15 protein-coding genes and 1 pseudogene are annotated in these 22,609 nt (G+C 47.1%); 8 read left to right on the top strand and 8 right to left on the bottom strand.

Annotated elements, in window-relative coordinates; translation table 11 throughout:
• Positions 1 to 127: 127 nt before the first annotated feature.
• A complete protein-coding gene (locus tag QUB35_RS17105) occupies positions 128 to 4,240 on the top strand; it encodes an EAL domain-containing protein (RefSeq protein WP_333142992.1) in 4,113 nt (1,370 codons plus the stop codon).
• Positions 4,241 to 4,290: 50 nt separating this feature from the next.
• Here the strand turns inward: QUB35_RS17105 and QUB35_RS17100 are convergent, their stop codons facing one another.
• The 3 genes from QUB35_RS17100 to QUB35_RS17090 all read right to left on the bottom strand — a co-directional run bounded on the left by QUB35_RS17100 (position 4,291) and on the right by QUB35_RS17090 (position 9,657).
• Positions 4,291 to 4,638: a DUF5615 family PIN-like protein gene (locus QUB35_RS17100; RefSeq protein ID WP_333142991.1), complete on the bottom strand. Its 348-nt coding sequence runs from the start codon at positions 4,636 to 4,638 to the stop codon at positions 4,291 to 4,293.
• Positions 4,635 to 4,916, bottom strand: a complete 282-nt coding sequence (locus tag QUB35_RS17095) for a DUF433 domain-containing protein (protein WP_333133610.1) — start codon at positions 4,914 to 4,916, stop codon at positions 4,635 to 4,637. The genes QUB35_RS17100 and QUB35_RS17095 overlap by 4 nt, the downstream gene beginning before the upstream one ends.
• A gap of 181 nt (positions 4,917 to 5,097) precedes the next feature.
• A complete protein-coding gene (locus tag QUB35_RS17090; protein ID WP_333142990.1) occupies positions 5,098 to 9,657 on the bottom strand; it encodes a PAS domain S-box protein in 4,560 nt (1,519 codons plus the stop codon).
• 1,078 nt (positions 9,658 to 10,735) lie between these two features.
• Here QUB35_RS17090 and QUB35_RS17085 point away from each other — a divergent pair.
• Positions 10,736 to 11,056: a hypothetical protein gene (locus QUB35_RS17085; protein ID WP_333142989.1), complete on the top strand. Its 321-nt coding sequence runs from the start codon at positions 10,736 to 10,738 to the stop codon at positions 11,054 to 11,056.
• A gap of 128 nt (positions 11,057 to 11,184) precedes the next feature.
• Here QUB35_RS17085 and mdh read toward each other — a convergent pair whose 3' ends face one another.
• From mdh to QUB35_RS17065, 4 genes are all read right to left on the bottom strand, one after another.
• A complete protein-coding gene (gene mdh / locus QUB35_RS17080; protein WP_333142988.1) occupies positions 11,185 to 12,138 on the bottom strand; it encodes a malate dehydrogenase in 954 nt (317 codons plus the stop codon).
• A 123-nt stretch (positions 12,139 to 12,261) separates the two neighbouring features.
• Complete coding sequence (locus QUB35_RS17075) at positions 12,262 to 12,477, bottom strand: NAD(P)H-quinone oxidoreductase subunit O (protein WP_015178120.1); 216 nt, start codon at positions 12,475 to 12,477, stop codon at positions 12,262 to 12,264.
• A 187-nt stretch (positions 12,478 to 12,664) separates the two neighbouring features.
• Positions 12,665 to 13,627, bottom strand: coding sequence for a DNA-formamidopyrimidine glycosylase (locus QUB35_RS17070; RefSeq protein ID WP_333142987.1), 963 nt, complete (start codon positions 13,625 to 13,627; stop codon positions 12,665 to 12,667).
• 2 nt (positions 13,628 to 13,629) lie between these two features.
• Positions 13,630 to 14,010 carry a photosystem I reaction center subunit IV gene (locus QUB35_RS17065; RefSeq protein ID WP_333053993.1) on the bottom strand — a complete coding sequence of 127 codons (381 nt, stop codon included), beginning with the start codon at positions 14,008 to 14,010 and terminating at the stop codon, positions 13,630 to 13,632.
• A 660-nt stretch (positions 14,011 to 14,670) separates the two neighbouring features.
• Between QUB35_RS17065 and QUB35_RS17060 the strand changes: the two genes are divergently transcribed.
• The 4 genes and pseudogenes from QUB35_RS17060 (at position 14,671) to QUB35_RS17045 (ending at position 19,469) form a co-directional block, all read left to right on the top strand.
• Entirely contained in the window at positions 14,671 to 16,719 is a 2,049-nt protein-coding gene (locus QUB35_RS17060) for an ATP-binding protein (RefSeq protein WP_333142986.1), read from the top strand.
• Positions 16,716 to 18,668, top strand: coding sequence for a WD40 repeat domain-containing protein (locus QUB35_RS17055; protein WP_333142985.1), 1,953 nt, complete (start codon positions 16,716 to 16,718; stop codon positions 18,666 to 18,668). The genes QUB35_RS17060 and QUB35_RS17055 overlap by 4 nt, the downstream gene beginning before the upstream one ends.
• 61 nt (positions 18,669 to 18,729) lie before the next feature.
• Positions 18,730 to 19,152 (top strand): annotated as a pseudogene (locus QUB35_RS17050) (element excision factor XisH family protein).
• Complete coding sequence (locus QUB35_RS17045) at positions 19,140 to 19,469, top strand: XisI protein (protein ID WP_333142984.1); 330 nt, start codon at positions 19,140 to 19,142, stop codon at positions 19,467 to 19,469. Before QUB35_RS17050 ends, QUB35_RS17045 begins: the two are co-directional and overlap by 13 nt.
• A gap of 10 nt (positions 19,470 to 19,479) precedes the next feature.
• On the opposite strand, the gene QUB35_RS17040 is transcribed toward QUB35_RS17045, so the two are convergent.
• Positions 19,480 to 19,635 carry a hypothetical protein gene (locus tag QUB35_RS17040; protein WP_333142983.1) on the bottom strand — a complete coding sequence of 52 codons (156 nt, stop codon included), beginning with the start codon at positions 19,633 to 19,635 and terminating at the stop codon, positions 19,480 to 19,482.
• A gap of 110 nt (positions 19,636 to 19,745) precedes the next feature.
• On the opposite strand from QUB35_RS17040, the gene QUB35_RS39185 reads away from it, so the two are divergent.
• Positions 19,746 to 20,762, top strand: coding sequence for a RibD family protein (locus tag QUB35_RS39185; RefSeq protein ID WP_445252120.1), 1,017 nt, complete (start codon positions 19,746 to 19,748; stop codon positions 20,760 to 20,762).
• Between the two features lie 278 nt (positions 20,763 to 21,040).
• Entirely contained in the window at positions 21,041 to 22,237 is a 1,197-nt protein-coding gene (locus QUB35_RS17025) for a GNAT family N-acetyltransferase (protein WP_333142982.1), read from the top strand.
• The last annotated feature ends 372 nt before the right edge of the window (positions 22,238 to 22,609 follow it).

Genomic DNA, 22,609 nt, shown 5'->3' with positions numbered 1-22,609 from the left:
TCCGTTGGTAGCTCGATTGGCGAATCGACTTGAAACTTTATATTCTACGAATGCTAATTAAAAACCGTCCGCAGTATTGATTGACCACAAGTTTAAAAAAGTTGTCTGCTAATGGATCGATTAAACAATGGAAAGTTTTATCCCTGAAAACTCTGAAGACTGTCACGGCTGGGCCTCCAAGCCCGACTTGTACAAAGAGCTGCAAGGAACCAAAGAATTATTGCTGACGATCGCCAACTCGATGCCAATACCCCTGATCGTCAGCAGTCTGGCGGATGGCACAATTCTTTATAGTAACGATTTATGTCGTCAGGCTTTCGGGTTCACAGGATTCAAGTCGATCGACCGCCAAAAAGCCGAAACGCTCTACCACAAACCTGCAGAGCGCCAGGAATTGCTGTTACGGCTCGCCCGCAACGGACTGGTCCGCGAGGCAGAAATCCGGCTTAAAAAAGCTGACGGCACGCTGTTTTGGGCAAGTGTATCGATGCGGTATCTGACATTGGTGTCGGGGAAAGCTGTTCTGTCGGTGTTCAGCGACATTACGGATCGGAAACGAGTGGCCGCCAAGGAGCAGGAATTGCTCACGTCAATCCACTCGCGGGCCCGCCAGCAAGCGGCTGTCGCTTACTTGGGGCAGCAGGCCCTGGCCGAAACAGATTTGTCCGCACTGATGGACAAAGCTGCGGTTTTAATTGCTCAAACCCTGGACGTTGATTATTGCCAGGTGTTAGAACTGTTGCCCTCTGGTCATGCTTTTATGCTGCGAGCGGGGGTTGGCTGGCAGCCGGGCCTCGTCGGCAGTGCTACTGTTGCCGCTTCTGCCCGATCGCAAGCAGGTTACACATTGCTAGTGGGCGAACCGACAATCGTCGAAGATTTGCGGGTGGAAACGCGCTTTAGCGAGTTGCCGCTGCTGCACAACCACCGGGCTGTCAGCGGCGTTACTGTAATTATTCCCGGCAATCGGGGACTGGGGAGCAACTGGGGACAAGCAGAACCAGCCAACAGTTCCTCCTCGCAGGCCTGGGGCATTTTGGGGGTTCATACCTGCCAAGGGCGGGTTTTCACTCAAGATGACGTTTATTTTGTAGAAGCGATCGCCAACGTGTTAGCTGCGGCGATCGAGCGGATTCGATCGCAAGAGCGTTTGCAAATGATGGAACGGGCGATCGAAAGTTGCAGTAACGGCATTGCAATCACCGACGCGACTGTTGCAGATAATCCGATTATTTATGTCAATCCGAGTTTTGAGCGGATTACTGGTTATAGCAGAGACGAGTTAATGGGCAAAAATTGCCGATTTTTGCAGGGCACAGACACTGACGGCCCCGCTGCCCAACAATTGCGAATTGCGATTGAAGAAGGCAGAGAATCTCAAGTTATATTACGCAACTTTCGGAAAGACGGCACGCCTTTTTGGCACGAACTGTCGATCGCTCCGGTTTACAACTCGCGGCGACACTTAACCCACTTTATTGGAGTACAAACAGACATTACCGACCGCCAGCGATCGGAAGAAGAATTATTTTTAAATTCTCAAGCTTTAGCAGCTTTTAGCGCTAATCTCAAACACTTGCACCGGATTACAACTTATCATTATCAAAACTTTGAAGAACTGGTTGACGATTATCTAACAGCAGGCTGTTTGATGTTTGGACTTTCTATGGGCATCATGGCTGAAGTTGACAACGAGACTTTTATTGTCAGAGCCGCGAAAAGCGATTTAGAATACTTCGTGCGAGGCTTAGAATTGAACCTCAGCGATACTTACTGCGCGGCAGTCATTAAACTTAACAAAACAGTTGCGTATTCTCATATAGGAGCCGATATTGAGATGCGCGAACATCCAGCTTATCAAAGCTGCAAATCAGAATCTTACATCGGAACCCCGATATTTGTTAACAATAAAACCTACGGAACTTTAAGTTTTAGTTCGCCGGAAATAAAGAAAAGAAAATTCAAGTACGAGGAAATAGAAATTATAGAATTGATGGCTCAAAGTATTGGCAAAATTCTGGCGGTTCACCAAATGGAAGTCGAACGCCAGCAGGCTGAAAAAGAGCGATGCGAGTTGATAGTATCTCTCAAAGAAAGTGAAGAACGCTATCGCCGTTTAGTAGAACTATCTCCCGAAGCGATCGCCGTTCACAGTCAAGGGAAAATCGCCTACATCAATGCTGCCGGCGCTAAACTCCTCGGTGCGAACTCTCCCGAAGCGCTCATCGGCTTTCCCGTATTGCATTTCGTCCATCCAAACTATGTGGAAACAGCCAGAGAGCGCATCCGGCTAGTCGAGACAGAAAATCAGCCGCTCGACCTTGCCGAACAAAAACTGATTCGGTTCGATGGACAAATAATAGACGTTGAAGTTGCCGGCATCCCCGCTACTTATCAAGGCTCAACCGCCGCCCAGATTATTATCCGAGATGTCACCGAGCGCAAGCGAGTAGAACGGGAACTGCTGCACGGCGCTTTTCACGATGCGCTGACAGGTTTGCCCAACCGCGTTTTGTTCCTAGACAGGCTAGGACAAGCCATCCGCCGATCCAATCAGTCCCCCGATTACAAATTTGGTTTACTTTTCCTAGATTTAGACCGCTTCAAAGTAGTTAATGATTCTTTAGGACACGTTTTAGGAGACAAACTGCTAATTGCCCTGGCGCAGCGACTGCAAACCTGCGTCCGGGTTTCTGATACCGTCGCCCGACTGGGGGGAGACGAATTCACCATCCTGCTAGACCACATTCAGAGCCTCAGCGACGCCACCCTCGCAGCTAAAAAGATACAAACAGAACTGACGAAGCCGTTTCATCTCGAAGGACACGAAGTATTTACCACCGCTAGCATTGGCATTGTTTTCAGTCGAGGCGAAGCCACCGACAGTGGCGAATCGAATTCGTACACTCACCCGGAAGAATTCCTACGCGATGCTGACATCGCTATGTACCGCGCTAAAGCTTTGGGTAAGGCCCGCCACGAAGTGTTTAATTTGGCGATGCACGACCAAACAATGTCGCTGTTGCAGTTAGAAACTGACCTGCGGTTGGCTATTTTGGGCAAGGAGGAATTAGGAGAGAGCAAGGATCAACGTTCGCACTTTATTGTGCACTACCAACCGATTGTTTCGCTCGCCAGCGGTGCGCTCGAAGGTTTTGAGGCCTTGGTGCGCTGGCACCACCCAGTTCGGGGTTTAGTTCCGCCGTCTACTTTTATCCCTGTAGCTGAAGAAACAGGTTTGATCGTGCCTCTGGGAGCCTGGGTGTTGCGGGAAGCTTGTCAGCAATTGCGGATTTGGCAAGAAATGTTAACCGAGGAACAGGGAAGAAGTCCAATGGAAGTCGGAACCAGGCCCTTCGACTCCCTTCGGCTGCACTCAGGGCAAGTCGCTCAGGGTAACAAGAAGCAAGAAGGCGCTTCGACTTCGCTCAGGGTAACAACAGGGAAGATGGCAACGGGCAATGTAGGGGATTTAACTGATGTAACAGATACAGGGAATGAGGAACACGCAACTTTTACTGAGCGTAGCCCCAGTATTGGTCACAGGGAAGAAATAATCGGTAAAAAATTACCAATTCCCAGTTACCAATTCCCGATTAGCGATTTCCACTCATCTATTACCAATTCCCAATTCCCAATTACCAATAGTTCGGCTACGTTAAGTACAACTTCCCAGGTACCCATTCCGAATTTTAAATTACCAATTATTGCTCCTTCGCAATTAACAATGAGCGTCAATCTTTCTCCTAAACAGTTAGGTTTCCCGCATTTAATCGAGGAAATTGATGAAATTTTAGCAGAAACGGGCTGCAATCCGAGCTGTTTAAAATTGGAGATTACTGAAAGCGCGATCGTAGAAAATGTCAAGAAAGCCAATATTGTGCTAGCCGAATTAAAAGGTAGAAATATTCGATTGTCGATCGACGATTTCGGTACTGGCTATTCGTCTTTAAGTTACTTGCACCGTTTTCCGCTGGATACACTGAAGATCGATCGATCTTTTGTAAGTCGCTTGGGGGCTGTGGAAAATGGTGACGACGGGGGTCAGCCTTTGCAGATTGTGCGGGCGATCGTAACTTTGGCTCACAATTTGGGATTGAATGCGATCGCCGAAGGTGTAGAGACAGCCGAACAATTATCACAGCTTCGAGAACTCGACTGCGAATTAGCTCAGGGATATTGGTTTTCTAAACCTTTGGATAGTGATGCTATCACTGAAATGCTTACAAAAATCGATTGATTTATAAAAGTTTCATATTTTTTGAAGTTCCTCTGCGGGGGAACTTCAGTTTAAATGTAAAGAATTTGGTTTTCCATTTCGTCGGCTGTTGTGGTATTGAGGATTGAAACCAGCCTACCCACGATTTTCCCATACGGATGCCGGACTGCAATGATAATTCCGTAATGTTTTCCCTCCCGACTGAAATATTCTTGAGCAAGCGCTTCAAAATCATTTCGATTGTGGGTGAGAATAGCTGCTTTTTGGCTAATAGCATACTCCAACTGCTCGACATCTGTTTTTCCGAGTTGCCCTGCTTGTTTGGCAGTTGTTGCCTCAAAACCGCGAGAATGTAGCAAGCTAGCTACAAGCACATCGACATCTTCATCTAAATAGACATGAATAAAAATTTCACTCATCGATCTTTGACTCGCGGATCGATTAACTCATCGGGAATGCGGTTAAGTTCAATATACTTGTTAATTTCTGCTTGGCAATCTAGATAGTAGCTCAAGGCATCAAATACTTGCGCTAGGGTGAGGTGTGGCAAACGGTGAGGAATCTCTTCTGGCGAAACTCCAATGCGCCACATCTCCACGATCGCCCGCACCGGAGTTCGAGTACCCTTGATAATCGGTTCACCACTCAGAATTTCATCATTCCTGACAATGTGACAGTGTTCTGTTGATTGAAGCATATTAGTTTGATTTCTCTATTTTGGAGAATCCATAAATATTTTAGCTCAATTAGTTCGCGATCGCACGCTTCTACCTCAAAAACCAGGTTTCTGGCGATCGTCCTCAACCTAAAATGACGCAATTACGTTAATAAACCGGGTTTTTGCGTCCCATGCCCCATGCCCCATGCCCCATGCCCCATTAACAATTAGCTTTGAGGGGAATCTCGATCGCCAATTCTGTACCCTGTCCCGGCGAAGAAGTGCATTTCAGCGACCCGTTGTGTCTGTCTGTAACAATTTGATAGCTAATTGACAAGCCCATCCCGGTGCCTTTACCCACAGGTTTAGTGGTAAAAAACGGGTCAAAAAGCCGAGTGCCGACAGTCTCCGGTATTCCCGGCCCGTTGTCAGCAATCCGAATGATTACTTTGCCCGCTGGCGATATTTCAGTGCGGATGCGGATGTTGCTAGGGTGTTTCCGCATTTCCTCAGCAGAACGGCGCAGATCCCGTTCTTCCAAAGCATCCAAAGCATTGCTCAAGATGTTCATAAATACTTGATTTAACTGTCCGGCATAACATTCTACTAAGGGCAGTTGAGCGTATTCTTTAATCACCTCAATTTCTGGATGATTGTGTTTAGCTTTGAGCCGGTGCTGCAAAATCATCAGGGTGCTATCTATGCCCTCGTGGATGTTGACTGCTTTCATTTCCGCTTCGTCCATGCGGGAAAATGTGCGGAGAGAAGCAACAATTTGTTGAATTCTGTCTGCACCGACTTTCATTGAAGAAAGCAACTTTGGCAAGTCTTCCATCAGAAAGTCTAGTTCAATATGGTCTACTTCTTCTTGAATTTCCGGGACGGGATCGGGATAGTGATTTTGGTAAAGTTCGATCAGGTGTAGCAAGTCTTGGGTATAGTCGTTGGCGTGGGTGAGGTTGCCGTAAATAAAGTTAACTGGGTTGTTGATTTCGTGGGCTACTCCTGCCACAAGTTGACCGAGACTTGACATTTTTTCATTTTGAATTAACTGTGATTGAGTGCTGGTTAATTTCTGTAATGTTTGTTCTAATTCGAGAGCTTTATTTCGAGTTTGGGCGTAAAGATCGGCTTGGTTGAGGGCGATCGCCAATTGAACTGTAATCGCTTGCAACAATTCTACTTCGCTGTCGCTCCAAGGCCGCACAGAAGCGGAGTGGGTGCAGGTAACAACACTCACGACTCCCGAAAGTGCCTGCATCGGAATTGCCAATATAGATTGGTAGCCCATAGAACTAAGAGACTTTCTCCAAACAGGGTCTGCGATTGCTTCGACATCATCGACTTGCAGCGTTTCTAGACGCAATACTGGTTCTCCTAAAGGGCCGAAGTCAGAAGCTTTATAGCGACCTATTAAATCGGGAAGTTCTCTTGTGCGAGATTCTTGAATAACTTCCCAGTAAGGTTCCTCTCCGTCGCAGCGATACCAGGCAAATTGGCAGCGATCGATCTGCAGGAAAGCGCGAATTTCCTTAACTGCGACTGTAACGATGCTGTCGAAGTCGAGGGAATTGCGGATTTGAGTAGTGAGGTTGTTGAGCAATTTTTCTCGTTCGGCCTGCTGTCTGAGTCGGGCTTCCGATTGCTTCAAAGCAATTTCTCCCCGCTTGCGCTCAGTAATGTCTTCAGTAACTGCTAATAAATATTGGGGATTGCCTTCTCGATCGAGAATTGCGGTTTTCTTGGTATGAAATATGCGATTCTCGCCTTCTTTTGTTTGAATCACTTCTTCGGGAATGTCTAAAATTTGCCCGCTGGCGAGCACTTCCCGGTCTTTGGTGGTGAAAAAGTCGGCTTGTTCTCTGGGGAAAAAGTCGTAATCATTTTTGCCCATAACTTCAGCAGCGGGGAAACCCATTACCTCTTCGGCGACTGGATTCCACAGTACAAATCGCAACTCTTCTGCTTCTTTGCCAAATACTGCGACGGGTATGGTTTTGAGTACGGATTCCATAAAATTTTGAGCGTGTTGCAGTTCTGCTTCTGCCTGTTTGCGATCGCTAATATCTCGGACGTTGGCAATGACGCTGAGATTCCCGTTGAGATGAATTCTGGACAGGGCAATTTCTGCATCAAAGGTTGAACCGTCGTTGGGACGCCTCGCTTTCCATTCCACGCGACCTGTTTCGCCGGCTAATACTCTTTCCCAAAGTTCTCCCATTTGTTCAATGGGATTGTCGGCGCTTGAATAGTCGTTTTTAAATGATAATTTTGTTGCTTGTTCCTGGCTCACTCCGTACATTTCTAACATCCGATTATTGACATCGAGAATGTTGCCTTCTAAGTCGTGAATGAAGATAGCATCGTAGACATTGTTAAAGATTGTCCGCAGGCTTTGCTCGGAAACTTGCAGGGCTGCTTCTGCAAGTTTTCGATCGCCAATTTCTTGTTCTAATTGCGTGACTGCTTCGGACAGTTCGGCCGTGCGATCGCTCACTCTGTCTTCTAACTCGACTGCTGCTTGCCGCAGTGCTGCTTCGGCGACTTTGCGATCGGTAATGTCGAGCGCCGTACCGAACATTTTTACCACCTTGCCACTGGCATCGGTTTCGGCACGACCCAAAGCGTTGAGATGCCGCAGCGTGCCGTCGGGACGGTAAAGGCGCAAGTCAAAATCGAAGGGGATGCCCGCTTCGAGTCCCCGCTGCACTTGAGTCTGCCACAATTCCAAATCTTCTGGATGGATCAGAGCGATTTGTTCGGCTAGGTTGGGCGCGCTTTCTGTCGGTTCGAGTCCGAAGATGCGAAAGAGTTCTTCCGACCAAGTGACGGTTTTGGTAGCTGCGTCGAGTTCCCAATTGCCGACGTGGGCGAGTCTCTGGGCTTCTTTGAGCTGCCGCTGGCTCTCGCGGATGGCGGTTTCGGCAACTTTGCGATCGGTAATGTCGAGCGCGACGCCGGAAAATACGATTTCGCCGTTCTCGTTGCGGGTGGGCATGGAGTCGCCCTGCCACCAGCGAATCTCACCGTCGGGCTTGACTAACCGCCCTTCGTAGTGCCAGGGAGAGAGATTTTCTACCGCTTCGTTGACGGAAGCGATGTAGCTTTCCAAGTCTTCGGGGTGGACGCGGGAAATGAATGTATTCATGTCTCGCATCATTTCTGCTGCTGTGATGCCGCTGATATCGAAGATGCGATCGCTCATGTAGTCAACTCTCCACACTCCCTGCCTGCTGCAAAATTGGAACAGAGATCCGGGGATGGTGGCTGCGATCGTCCGAAACTTGGTTTCGCTGGCACTGAGTGCGGAAAAAGTCTGGCGCAGTTCGGCCGTGCGTGCTTCTACTCTGCGCTCTAGTTCTGCGTTGGCGTGTTGCAAGGCTGCTTCTGCTCGCTTGCGATCGGTAATGTCGGTGGCTGTACCGGTGGTGCCGAGGAAGTTTCCGGTTTCGTCGTAGAGGGCGATCGCGTTAAACATCAAATGTTTCATGCTGCCGTCTTTGGCGATTTGGGTGCTTTCGTACTGGAAAATTGATTCTCCTGCCAACAGGCGGGCGAAAACTTCTAAATCTTTCTGGCTTTGTTCTGGTGTCACAAAGTCGGAGAACGGCCTACCGATCATTTCTTCTGGTTCGTAACCGTAGATGTACTTAACTGCTGGGTTGACGAAGGTGTAGCGTCCTGAAGCATCGACCGACCAAATCATGTCTTGGGAGGTTTCTACCAGGCTGCGGTATTTGCTTTCGCTGGCTTTGACGGCTTCTTCTGTTTTTTTGCGTTCCGTCATGTCGCGGGAGACGCCGACAGTCATGACGATTTGGCCGTCTGCGTTGCGGATCGGTGTTTTGACGGTGCTGAACAGTCGCACTTCTGAGTCGTGCCGCGTCACCGGTTCTTCAGAAATTTGCAGAGTGTGCCCGGTGTCAAATACGAAGCCGTCATCTCTGACGTACTGGAGAGTATTGTCGGGATCGGCGAAAGGCGCGTCTACGATGTCTTGAAGTTCCTCTTGAGTCATGCCGTAATAATCGCGGAATGCTTGATTTGCCCAGACGATTTTCGATTGGGGGCCTTTGACTAATACCATATCGGCGATCGAATCGAGAATTTGGTGATATTTTTGCTCGCTGTCGCGGAGTTTCTGCTGGGCGGATTCGATTTCTGCTATTTGCCTCTGGGTTTGCAAGTGCAGTTCGGCTTGGTAGATGGCAACTGCTAAATGGTCGCCTACTTGTCTGGCAAATTCGATTTCGTCTTCTTGCCACTGGCGGGGTTGACCGCAGGAGTGAATGCACAGCAATCCCCACAAATGTTTCCCTTGCAGCAGCGGTACGACTAAGTTGGCTCGGATTTGAAACCGCTTAAGGATTTTGAGGTGACAAGGGCTCAAGCGGGCTTTGTAGATGTCCGTGACTGCTTGAACGTATCCTTTGGTGTATTTGGCTGCAAATTGTTCGCCGAAGCAGTAGTCGCGGATTTTGGTTCCCAAAGATGGGCTGTATTGGGGCAGTACGTCTTCGGACACTACTTCGCCCTCGTTCAATTGGGATTCGGGAAAGAAGCGGTAGACGGCGACTCGATCGGCATTTAGGAGTTGCCGAACTTCGGTGGCTGTGATTTTGAATATTGTTTCTAAGTCTAGGGATTCACGAATTTTGCTAATAACTCCCATCAGCGCTTGCAGCTTTTTGAACCAGGTTTGAGACTGCGTTTCTCTTTCTAGGTGAGCTAGTTTCTCGCGCAGGTTGATTACTTCGTGATACAGGTATTCCTGAAACATAATGCTTTTTCTTTAGTTATTTTGCGGTTTGTTATCGAGGTTGATGGCATCTCAATAGCGCTCTGCAAGTTGAGCCTGGTAACTCAAAAAGGCAAAGAACATAAGCTGTTGGGCATTTAAAAGAGGATAGTAGGGTGCGGAGCGTACATAAGTATTTCCCATATCCCGCCACTGTTCTAGCTGACGCACCCTACCTCTATCGTTATTGGTTTAAATGTGTAACAGCTTATTCTCCTCCTTCTGCTAGCACTTAGCAGCTACTTACGCTGCATTTCCGTATTTTTTCGAGATTTGGAGGTCAATCGACCATTTTAGCTCCCGTATATTTACTGAAAAATTGGCAGAATTTGCTACTTCTTTTATTCTCAATTATTGAGAATAATGCTAACAAAACTTACACATAAACCGGGTTTATTAACGTAATTAGGTCAGGGAATGTCGGAAAGTGGGAACAAGAAACCCGGTTCCATTGCGAGATCGGGATGAGCGTCTCTGACTAATTTTGACATTTTTTGGGCTCGCCTTCGGTTGCAATTGTCACCTTTTTATTATTACCCCAAACTCCCTCAATGGTTTCCTTGTTTTGGCGATCGCATATCCTGTTGGGATCGCATCTATTAAAATTTGTTTAAATTGAGGCGATCGCCTTTTCTAGAGTTTTAAGTAATGCTCGATTTATCTCTCCTAAATTAGATTTTTTACAATCTTTAGGGTCAGCCGAAATTTTAGATATTTTTCCTTGCCTTCTCGTTATTTCATGCGAGGGATTGAATCTTTTCAACTGATTAAAATTCCCCGAATCAGAGGTTAGTTTTCGGTCAAACAGTTGAGGTAGTTGCAGGCTATGGTTAAATGGACTCAACTCAAGGGCTATTGCCTACCCTTCACCGAAGGCACGCGCGTTCGAGATAGCTTCGCACGCGCGGAGAATTTTTGCCCGATTTTTGCCATTTTTGAGAAGTGTAAAAGTTTTAGATAATACAAATATTTAGGGTATCACATTTTTGGCGAAAGTAAAGGTATTTCAAGCTGGATCAATAGAAATGGCGATCGCGAGGATTAAAGTTTGGGCGAAGTAATGATAAATTCCGTAGAAACTCGCATTTCACTTCCTACCTTTAAAGTGCCACCTTGTTGTTGGGCAATCCGATCGCGAGTGAGAGATAATCCAAAACCGACTGCTTATGCGGTTGGTATAGTAGTAAAAAGAAGATGGCAGATTTTGGCTTTAATTTCTAGAGAAACTCTGATGGTATTGTCGCGCAAACCAAGTTCAACTACTTTTGCCAGTTTTTGCGTTTTTAGCAAGTTTTTGAGAGTAAATTTTATGTTTATATATCGGTTTCTTGCTACCAATTTTTCGGCGTTTGAAATACAGCATAACAACCACGATCAATGATATTTATCAAAGCGCGGTTGAAACCAGATAAGCCAACTTCCGAAAGAGCTATCCCACTGTCACACTCAATATAAATTATTATATTGAAGTGGCGAGCAGGCTGCTGTGCTCAACCAACAGCTACAAGCTTAAGAAGCCGTTTTCAATATTGCCCTGGCTTCCTCAATATTTTGGGCAACCAATTTGCCCGACTTGATAAAGGCTGATCTTTCGGTATCGCTGAGTTCAAGTTCCACTATTTGTTCCACTCCCTGATATCCCAAGCGGCAGGGAGCTCCTAAAAAGATATCTTGCACGCCGTATTCGCCGTGCAAATAAACGCAGCAAGGCAAGAGTCGCGACTGATTAAATAAAATAGATTCTACCATCAAACAGACAGCAGATGCGGGTGCAAAATAAGCACTACCAGTCTTCATCAATTCTACAATTTCTGCGCCGCCGTGGCGAGTCCGCTGTACGAGTCGATCGATCGCCCCAGCATCCATAAGTTGATTGATGGGAATACCGTTGACAGTAGAATAGCGGGGCAAAGGAACCATCAAATCGCCATGAGAACCGATGACAGTGGCATTGACTTGAGCATTTGAAACGCCCAATTCCATTGCAATAAAAGTTTGAAAGCGGGCGGAGTCGAGAACTCCCCCCATCCCCATGACTCGGTGTTTGGGCAAATCTGCAGCTTCCCACGCTAAATAAGTCATGATATCTAGGGGATTTGTGACTGTGATTAAGATTGCTTCTGGAGAATGCTCGATCGCCTGTTTTGTGGCTTCGGTGACAATTCCAGCATTGATTTTAATTAAATCTTCCCGATTGATACCGGGTTTGCGGGGCACTCCGGCGGCAATTACTATGATATTTGAGTTTGCCGTATCTGTATAATCATTTGTACCGACAATTTGGCGATCGTGGTGTTCGACTCCCCTAGCTTCCATCAAATCCAAAGCAACGCCCTGCGGCCAACCCTCCACAATATCTAGCAATACTACATCTGCCAGATTTTTCTCGGCAATTCGTTGGGCTAAGGTGCTGCCGACTTTGCCTGCACCGATAATTGATACGCGGGTTGATGGAGAATTCATTTGATTTTAGATGTTAGATTTTAGATTTTAGATTTTAGATTTTAGCAATCAGCTTAATTGGGGAAAGGTGCGCGGTGTGCACCCTTCGCTACATTAAGAACAGTGAGGTTGAGTTTTGGTGAGTTACTTAAAATCTTCGAGTTGGTCTACCCGCAGCCAAATATTCGGGGTGGGAACTTTGCCAAATTTGACGAAGGCATAGTCGCCGCGAACATCCATCACTTCGCCCTTTGTTTCAAATATATAGGAGGAAAAGCGCTGGTCGCTGGCTTTGGCTTCTAGACTGTTTTCCAATTTTTCGCGTACAGCGCGAACTATACTGCCTTTCTTGATTGCCATAACTTGCTTTGTTTAGTTTAAAAAACTATACAAATTTTAATCTAGATTTGGCTGCAAAGTCACTCGGCGATTGAAATCGCTACTAAACAAACAAAGTCCGCCTACGCGGACTAAGGAATAAAGGGGTGCGATTCGTGGGGTAAATCTAAAATCTAAAATCTAAAGCCTAAAATCCATTGACTGCTTTTTATGTCTGACAAATGGGGCAAAAATGAGTCGATCGCCCTGCTAATTTTATACGTTCGATGGTTGCCGAGCAAGTGCGGCAGGGTTGACCGGCGCGATTGTACACCCAAGCGACGCCGCCGTAGTTGCCGTTGACACCTTGGACGTTGAGAAAATTGCTAAAAGTGGTGCCACCGGATGCGATCGCCTTCTGTAAAACTTGAATAATAGCTGTATGGATGCGCCCAATTTGCTCTGCGGTCAAATCCGCGCACAGAGTTGTGGGCATCACTCCCGACAAAAACAAAGTTTCGTCTGCGTAAATATTGCCCAAACCAGCTATCAGTGCCTGGTCTAGCAAAGCTGTTTTTATGGGTCGCGCCCGCCGATGCAGCTTGCGGGCAAAATATTCGGTTGTAAATTCGTCTGAAAACGGTTCAGGGCCTAAGAGTTTCAGACCGATGACTGTGCCCGAAACCTCGGTTTCTGCCGGCACATACCACATTTGCCCGAAGGTGCGCTGGTCTACAAACCGCAATTCTTGGTTTCCCTCAAAAAACAGCCGTACTCGCGCGTGTTTTTGCAGGGGTTCGGATCGGTTCACCCACAGCAGTTGTCCCGTCATCCGCAAGTGAACGCCCAACCAGCCGGCTTTTGAAGGCAAAAGGGAGGGGGAGAAAGAAGGCGTTCGGGAAGAGTTTGGAGTTTGGGCAAGAAATTCTCCCACTCTCCCCCTCTCCCCCTCTCCCTCTCTCCCCCTTTCCCTTTCTCCTTCTGGGAATTGAGATAGTTCTGCCAGTAGATATTTGCCGCGTCTGTACCAGCGGGCGATCGACTTTCCTTTGAGTTGTGTCAAAAAATCGGTCGCAGAGATTGAGCGGGCGATCGTGCTGTTTAACAACACGTCCCCGCCCAACATTTCTCGATCGAGGGTTGCTTGATTCAATCCCCGGCAAATAGTTTCAACTTCTGGCAGTTCTGGCACAATTAGCGTTGTTCTGTTCCTTGATTTGGCGAACCTTCGACGCTGCCGGTCACTTCGGCGCCCGGTTTGCTGTCCGTCGAAGTTTTCGGCTGCTGGGGGGCTCCTCCGCTGCCGGTTTTCCGGGTTTTCTCGTCCAGCGTGGTTTGTTTGCCGCCGGAAGCTACTGGAGTCCCTGTTTTCGCTTTTGCTTTGGGTGCTGACACTTCCACTAATTCGCTTTGGGCGAAGTTGTTGGTGTTGACGCCTGCATAATTTACGCTGTTAAAGCGAACGATAACTGGGTATTTAATGCCGCTTTGGTCTACCGTAGCAACGGTGCCCACTTCTTGATACCAGAAGGATTCTTTGCGGAGAATCCGAACTGTAGAACCGCGTTGAACCATGAGCTTTGTTTCCTTTGCGATGAATAAACGGATAAAGCCATTTTTTTTACTCTAGTCGATCGCGCGACGCATTTGAAGTCTGCAACGAAATTTTTACCTGTCGCGCCGTTTTTTGAGCTGCTGTTTGTAAAGAAAAGTAAATACTTTGCTAGGGCGATCGCTGGGGTTGCAAAATAAATAAACAGACATTATCCGTTAAATACAAGCTGTGCGATCGGATCTATAAAAAAATTTACAAATTGTTGTGGGGTGGCGAGTTTGTTACGGGGGTGTGAGGAGGTTGTCGGGCCCGTTAGGTTGTTGCGGGGGTCGCCAGGGGTTTTAAACCCCTGTCTCATAGCTAAAGTCGTCTAAAGACGACTGAATATACAATTGTATTTTTGGGGCGGGCTGATTGTATTTTGGGGCGGGCTGATTGTATTTTGGGGCGGGCTGATTGTATTTTGGGGCGGGCTGATTGTATTTTGGGGCGGGCGAGACGCCCACCCCACAAGAAAATTTAGTTTTTGTGGAACAGGCATCTTGCCTGTTCTTAAGAATCATTGTGGAACAGGCATCTTGCCTGTTCCTAAGAATGGTGCAAGAGGTGAGATTAATTAACCTTGTATTTAATTATATTGTCGCGCTAAAGTATTGCAAAGCGCGGGGAATATTTACAGTATGTCGTTAGTTGATTTAGCTAATACTAAAGTTAGGGTTCTTGGATGGAGTGCGGTGATGGGTGTTGCGCCAATGATTGCCAGCGCGATCGCCAATCCGGGAGTGACAGCAGCATTGGGTATGATGGCCAATCCAACCGTTGGGGGCATTTCGATATTAGCAACGATCGCGGGCGGTATAGCGGGGAATATGGCGGCTAACGACTTGGGAAATCTGATCGCCGAAAAGTTGGGAAAAAATCCGAATATTCTTGACAATCGCGATTTGATTGAGGCGGCGGGTGAGGCGATCGCCTATCTTTTGAAAGATGTTGCTTCGTCAGATGAATTAATTGCGATCGCCCTTAGTAAAAATTCGTCTGCCAGGGATTTAGATCGATTAGCCGAAAAAACTCCTGAATATTGGCTGAATATTAACACAGAAGGGGTTGATTTGTCAAGGGGTTTAAATATTTCTGAAGACCAACTGACTCTGATTTTTTCGGCGGATGCTGCGGAGTTCGATCGAGTTACGGGATTGACACCGGAAGATTGGGCAAGATTCATCGGGGAATTCGCGGCCAGTGAGGGGAAATCCTTTGATGCAGAAATCGTGGAATTTGTGGCGCAAAGACTGTACGAAACATTTCCGAAGGCGTACCGGGAAGTGCTGAAACAAGATGCAGCCAAGGGAGGAGAAAAGTTTGCGGCGATGCTGTTGAATCTGCACCAAATTGCTTTGGCGGATCTCAAGGATTTGAAGCTGCAAAATCGGGAGATTATCGATAAGTTGGAGGCGGTAGCAACTAAGCAGCAGATTTGTCAAGTGATGGTAAAATTGGAATCTATGCAAAGTGAGATCCGATCCGATTTGGCGCAGGTGCGGGCCTTGCTGCAAAGATATATCGATCCTGCTGCGCCGAGTTTGCCGATTTCTTTTAAGTCCGAGACGATTATTCAGGACAGAATTAAAGACTTTACCGGCCGCAAATTTGTGTTTGAAAAAATTAATGAGTTTTTGGATAAGAATCCGAAGGGCTATTTTGTTTTAGAAGCGGAACCTGGTGTCGGGAAAAGCGCAATTATGGCAAAATGCGTGGAGATGCTGAAACGACGCTGCGTTACTCATTTCAATTCGCGATCGGATGGGATTATCAGCGCTAAAACTTTTTTGGAAAATGCCTGCACTCAGTTAATAGAAGGCTTTAACCTCAAAGAAAAGTACCCGTATTTGCCGGAAAATGCGCTGGAAAACGGCAATTTTCTAGGGAGGTTGTTGGGGGAAGTTAGCGCTAAGTCGAGCAGAGAAAAAAAGTTAATTTTTGTGGTGGATGCGCTGGATGAAGTCGATTTAAATTTGCAAAGTAGCGGCAGCAATGTTCTATATTTACCCAATGATTTGCCGGATAACGTTTATTTTATTGTCTCCAAGCGGCCGGAATTTCTGCCGATGCCGACAGGAAACCGCAAAGTTTTTGATTTGATGGAGTACAGCGCCGAAAGTTTTGCTGATGTCAAGGCTTATCTGGCAAAACGTACCGAGAAAAGCGAGTCTATTCAGAATTGGATTGAGCGTCAGAGTTTGCAGCGGGAAGAGTTTGTGACGGCGGTAGCCCAGAAAAGCGAAAAGAAATTTATCTACCTCCGCTACATCCTCGATGAGATTGAAGGCGGTACTTACAATGATGTGAGTTTAAATGATTTACCAGCGGGCTTGCAGGAATATTATCAAAAACACTGGGGACAGATGATGGGCAGGGAAGACGATCTTCTGCTGGAATTGAAGGTTAGAATTATCTACTTTCTGTCGCAAGCAGAGGAACCAGTTTCTGGTCGCTGGTTGGCTAAATCGGCCGGCGAAAATAATGTTATGAAAGTACAGCAGGTACTCGGAAAATGGAATTCGTTTTTGCGACAGGAGAAAGTAGGAAAGGAAACTCGATACACTATCTATCACAACAGTTTTCGGCAGTTTCTCGAAGCAGATGAAACTGTGCAGTCGGCGGGTATAACACTGGAAGATATTAACGATGATATTAGCGATAACTTTGCAGGAGGAGCGCCGATATGAGCGATTTAGGTGTGTGGTTGGCGCAGCAGTGTCAGGAAGATCGAGATTTGCTGTTGAAATACCAACCGAAGAGATTTGCGAAACGGGGGAAGGTTGACCGTTATTGTGCTTGGTTGACGGATTTCGGTTTTATTGAGATGAAACTGGAATTGTTGGGGGTACAAGCGCTAATTGATGATTACGATTTGGCGAAAATTTCTGATGTGTTGCTGTCGGATGGGCAAGGTGAAACTCTGAGATTGATTCAAGGGGCAATTCGCAAGTCGGCGCACGTTTTGGAGAAGGATAAAACGCAGCTTGCAGGGCATTTGTGGAGTCGGTTGGTGGATTTTGAAACACCTGAAATTCAGGGGGTCGTGAAACAAGCTAAGCAGTCGAGAAATAGTTCCTGCCTGTGGCCTTTGAAGCCTAATCTGGAAAGGGCAAATGAGGGTGCGCTGCGGACGCTTGCCGGTCATAGTTCCAGGGTAACAGCAGTGGCGATCGCACCAGACGGTAAAACAGCGATTTCCGCTTCCAAGGATGAAACCCTGAAAATCTGGGACACCGAGAGTGGCTCTGAACAGAAAACTCTCACGGGTCATAGTTCCAGGGTAACAGCAGTGGCGATCGCACCAGACGGTAAAACAGCGATTTCGGCTTCATGGGATACAACCCTGAAAATCTGGGACACCGAGACAGGCTCACAACTGAAAACTATCACGGGTTCTAGTTTCGCGATAACAGCAGTGGCGATCGCACCAGACGGTAAAACAGCGATTTCGGCTTCATGGGATACAACCCTGAAAATCTGGGACACCGAGAGTGGCTCTGAACAGAAAACTCTCATGGGTCATAGTTCCGGGGTAACAGCAGTGGCGATCGCACCAGACGGTAAAACAGCGATTTCGGCTTCCGATGATACCCTGAAAATCTGGGACACCGAGACAGGCTCTGAACTCAAAACTCTCACGGGTCATAGTTCCGGGGTAACAGCAGTGGCGATCGCACCAGACGGTAAAACAGCGATTTCGGCTTCCGATGATCAAACCCTGAAAATCTGGGACACCGAGAGTGGCTCTGAACTGAAAACTCTCACGGATCATAGTAGCGCGGTACTAGCAGTGGCGATCGCACCCGACGGTAAAACAGCGATTTCGGCTTCATGGGATCAAACCCTGAAAATCTGGGACACCGAGACAGGCTCACAACTGAAAACTATCACGAGTCATAGTGACGCGGTAAGTGCAGTGGCGATCGCGCCCGACGGTAAAACAGCGATTTCCGATTCCGGGGATTATACCCTGAAAATCTGGGACACCGAGACAGGCCGGAAACTGAAAACTCTCACGGATCATAGTTCCTGGGTAACAGCAGTGGCGATCGCACCCGACGGTAAAACAGCGATTTCGGCTTCATGGGATCAAACCCTGAAAATCTGGGACACCGAGACAGGCTCACAACTGAAAACTCTCACGGGTCATAGTTCCGGGGTAACAGCAGTGGCGATCGCACCCGATGGTAAAACAGCGATTTCGGCTTCCGATGATACCCTGCAAATCTGGGACACCGAGACAGGCTCTGAACTCAAAACTCTCACGGGTCATAGTAGCGCGGTACTAGCAGTGGCGATCGCGCCCGACGGTAAAACAGCGATTTCGGCTTCCGATGATCGAACCCTGAAAATCTGGGACACCGAGACAGGCTCACAACTGAAAACTCTCACGGGTCATAGTGACGCGGTAAGTGCAGTGGCGATCGCGCCCGACGGTAAAACAGCGATTTCGGCTTCCAAGGATGAAACCCTGAAAGTCTGGGATTTGCTCACAGGTAAAGAAATTGCTAGTTTCAGGGGAGAAACTGAGTTTAATTGCTGTGCTTTTGCGCCTGATGGAGTGATAGTTGTAGCGGGCGATAAGTCAGGTCGGGTGCATTTCCTGCGATTGGAGGGAGTTAGCGGCGGGCGATAATCGAATTTTTGTGTTTGTAGGGGCGCTCTCAAATAGAGAATGAGAGCAATGGAGTTTTTAAATGCCTGCTAAAGATATTTTTCACGATACTGTCAAAGCTGCTTTACAAAAAGATGGATCGATAGTTATTCGTGAAAACTTTCGGGTGCAAGTCGATGACGAAGGTCTAGCCATGTTTATCGATATGACAGCATAAAAATTAATCACTGTAGAAAAAGAAGGTCGCAAAATAGCTGTGGAAGTTAAGAGCTTTCAAGACCGATCGGACTTCTATCAATTTCATGCTGCTCTCGGTCAATTTCTCAACTGTCGATCGGCATTGAGAGATATTATGCCAGATTTTATAGTATATTTAGCAGTTCCTTTAGAAACCTACGAGGAATTATTTAGATTGAGATTCATTCAAAGACGAGTAGAAGAATACGATATCAAGCTAATTATTTTTCGTCCCGATTTGGAGGAATTTGTGCTATGGAGAGATTAAACTATACTGAAGCGATCGAAAAAATTCTCAACAGCTTCTGTGACATGGTGGTACGAGAAGGAACAGAAGTAAAAATTATTCGCGATCGAGAAAGCGGAAATTCCCTGGTGATTCTCGCAGGCTGGAACGACGGATCGAGAGTCTACGGCATTTCAGTTCACATCGAACTCAAAAATGATAAAATCTGGATTCAGCAGGATAGAACAGATACAGGAATTGCTCAAGAATTAGTAGAATTCGGAGTGCCAAAAACCGATATCGTACTTGCTTTTAAGTCGCCTTTTACCCGAAAGTTTACAGAATACGCAGTCAATTGATTTGAGATTTTTAGCAAATTTTGGTAAACGGGCGATTCCCTACGGGATAGCTACGATCGCGCGCACTTTTGGGCAAACGGCCGATCGCACTTTTGGGATAGGGAAACGGCACCGCCGCGTCCTCTTTTGCCGTTATCATGTTGAAAATTTGAGAAACAGGACTCACGCATTTTTCCCAAAGAAACCGGGTTTTTTACCTGATATGTGGGCGACAACGAAAGATTTTGCTAAAAAACCCGGTTTCTGAGCACCGGTGCGTCCAGGACTGATAAATTAATGACAGATAAAATCGATCGACCTTACGCAACAGTAATACTCGCGATCAGTGCCGACGGTAAAATTGCCGATGCAGTACGATCGCCCGCGAGATTCGGTTCTGCCAACGACAAAGCCCACCTCGAACAGCAAGTAGCAGCAAGTGACGCCGTTTTGTTCGGCAACGGCACTTTACAGGCTTATGGAACGACGATGAGAGTAATTTCGCCGGAATTGGTCAAACAGAGGGAACTGCAAGGGAAGCCCCCACAACCTGTGCAAATAGTGTGTTCGCGATCGCCCCAATTTGACCCAAACTTGCGATTTTTCCAGCAACCGGTGCCTCGGTGGCTGCTGACGGGGCAAGACAGTAGGGAAACGGCATTGCCGTCACCTGTTCCGACGAAAGACAGTAAGTTCGATCGCACATCTGGCACCATTCTCAATAACGGGCAAGATGCCCGTTCCACAAGAGATGCCCGTTCCACAAGAGATGAAATTTCTTGTGGAACAGGCATCTTGCCTGTTAATCAAAGCCTTATTGAGAACAGTAAGTTCGATCGCACATCTGGCACCATTCTCAATAACGGGCAAGATGCCCGTTCCACAAGAGATGCCCGTTCCACAAGAGATGACCGTTCCACAAGAGATGAACTTTCTTGTGGAACAGGCATCTTGCCTGTTCATAAAAAGCTTATTGAGAATGGTGCAACATCTCAATTCGATCGAATTATCTATGCGAAAACCGCAGGTGGAGAGATTGATTGGATTGATGCGTTTCAACAGCTAGCAAGCTTCGGTATCAAACGCTTGGCGATTCTGGGCGGGGGAAAACTGGTAGCGTCTGTGCTGGCTGCAGGCTTGGTAGACGAACTTTGGCTGACGGTGTGCCCGTTAATTTTGGGTGGGGCGGATGCACCGACACCTGTGGAGGGAGAGGGTTTTTTGGCAGATTTAGCTCCGAAATTGGAGCTTTTGGCGGTTAAACAGGTGGGACAAGAGGTATTTTTGCATTATCGGGTCGATCGAACTAACTAAAGCTCAAACGTACTCCGAGACTAGGGTTTGACGATTAAGCCCTCCGATCCCCCCTAGCCAAGGGCGGGCACGGGGGCACCGCCCCTACGAAGGGGGGAACCGGAAGCACTCAAAGTCCCCCTTCTTAAGGGGGATTTAGGGGGATCGGGTCTCGGACAAAAGCGAGATTTGTCAGGTTTCAACATTCAGTTGACACCAGTTGCCATTGAGCTTTCCCAGCGATCGAATAATTATATTAAGTTAAATAAAGTTCGATCGCTCTACGCACAAGTCTCCCTATGCTGAAACAGCCAAAGCCTCAATATTCTGTAGCCTGGATTAGCAAAATAGGCGAAATCCCGCAAGCGTCGTGGGATGCCTTGGCGATGCCACTAAAAACTCCATTTCTGGAATGGGATTGGCTTAACAATCTCGAAGTCTCGGGCAGTGCGACAGGTAAAACCGGTTGGCTACCGCATCACTTGACTGTGTGGCGAGACAAACAGTTGATTGCTTGCGCGCCACTTTATGTCAAAAGCCACAGTTACGGCGAATTTGTATTCGATAATCAGTGGGCGGATTTAGCTCAACGTTTGGGTGTTCAATATTATCCCAAATTGATGGGAATGACGCCGTTTACTCCGGCTGAAGGCTATCGGTTTTTGATTGCCGAGGGGGAAGATGAAGACGAATTAACGGGAGTAATGGTAAGCGCGATCGACCATTTTTGCGATCGCCATAATATCTCCGGCTGCAATTTCCTTTATGTCGATCCCGAATGGCGCGAAAGAATGGAACGCCACGGTTTCAGCAGTTGGCTGCACCACAGCTATATTTGGCAAAATCAAGGCTATCAAAATTTTGACAATTATTTAGGCGCATTTAATGCTAACCAGCGCCGCAATATCAAGCGCGAACGCAAAGCAGTTGACCAAGCTGGTTTGTTGGTAAAAACGCTGACTGGCGATGAAATTCCCCAAGCCATGTTTGGTCAAATGTATGCTTTTTATGAGAATACTTGCGACAAATTTGGTTGGTGGGGAAGCAAGTATCTGACTAAGCGATTTTTTGAACAGTTGCACCACAATTATCGCGATCGAGTTTTATTTGTAGCCGCCTACGACAAGGAAGATGACAGACAGCCGATGGGTATGTCTTTTTGTTTGTATAAGGGCGATCGACTGTACGGGCGTTATTGGGGCAGTTTGCAGGAAATCGACTGCTTGCACTTCGATGCTTGTTACTATACGCCGATCGAATGGGCGATCGATCGGGGCATCCAAAGCTTCGATCCCGGTGCCGGCGGGCGGCACAAAAAACGGCGCGGCTTTCCAGCTACGCCAAATTATAGTTTGCACCGATTTTATAACAACCGTCTTGCCCAAATTCTCAAGTCTTATATCGGTCAAATCAACGAAAGAGAACAAGAAGAAATTGATGCAATCAACGAGGATTTACCTTTTACTAAGTTACCTCCGTTGTTACTCGGCGAGTGACGGTTGACTGGGAATTTGGAATTGGAAATTGGGAATTAGTAACAGCCCATCGGTGTCAACCTAATACTAAAACCCTGTGTCTATCTCGTTTGTATCGAAGTTTCGATCCCCCTAAATCCCCCTTAAGAAGGGGAAATTTGAATGCTCTTCCCCCTTTATTAATGGGAGTTAGAGGGGACGTAAGAATACTCTTGTCCCACCCCCTACTCCCCTTATTAAGGGGGGTTAGGGGGGATCGAAACTCAACTATAAACGATATTTATTATGGATTTTATTCTTAAGTTGACACGAATGGTAACAGTCAACAGTCAACAGTCAACAGTCAACAGTCAACAGTCAACAGTCAACAGTCAACAGTCAACAGTCAACAGT

This window comes from Microcoleus sp. B13-B6, from assembly GCF_036705405.1.
Lineage (GTDB): Bacteria > Cyanobacteriota > Cyanobacteriia > Cyanobacteriales > Microcoleaceae > Microcoleus.
This window is presented reverse-complemented; position numbering and strand designations above follow the sequence as displayed.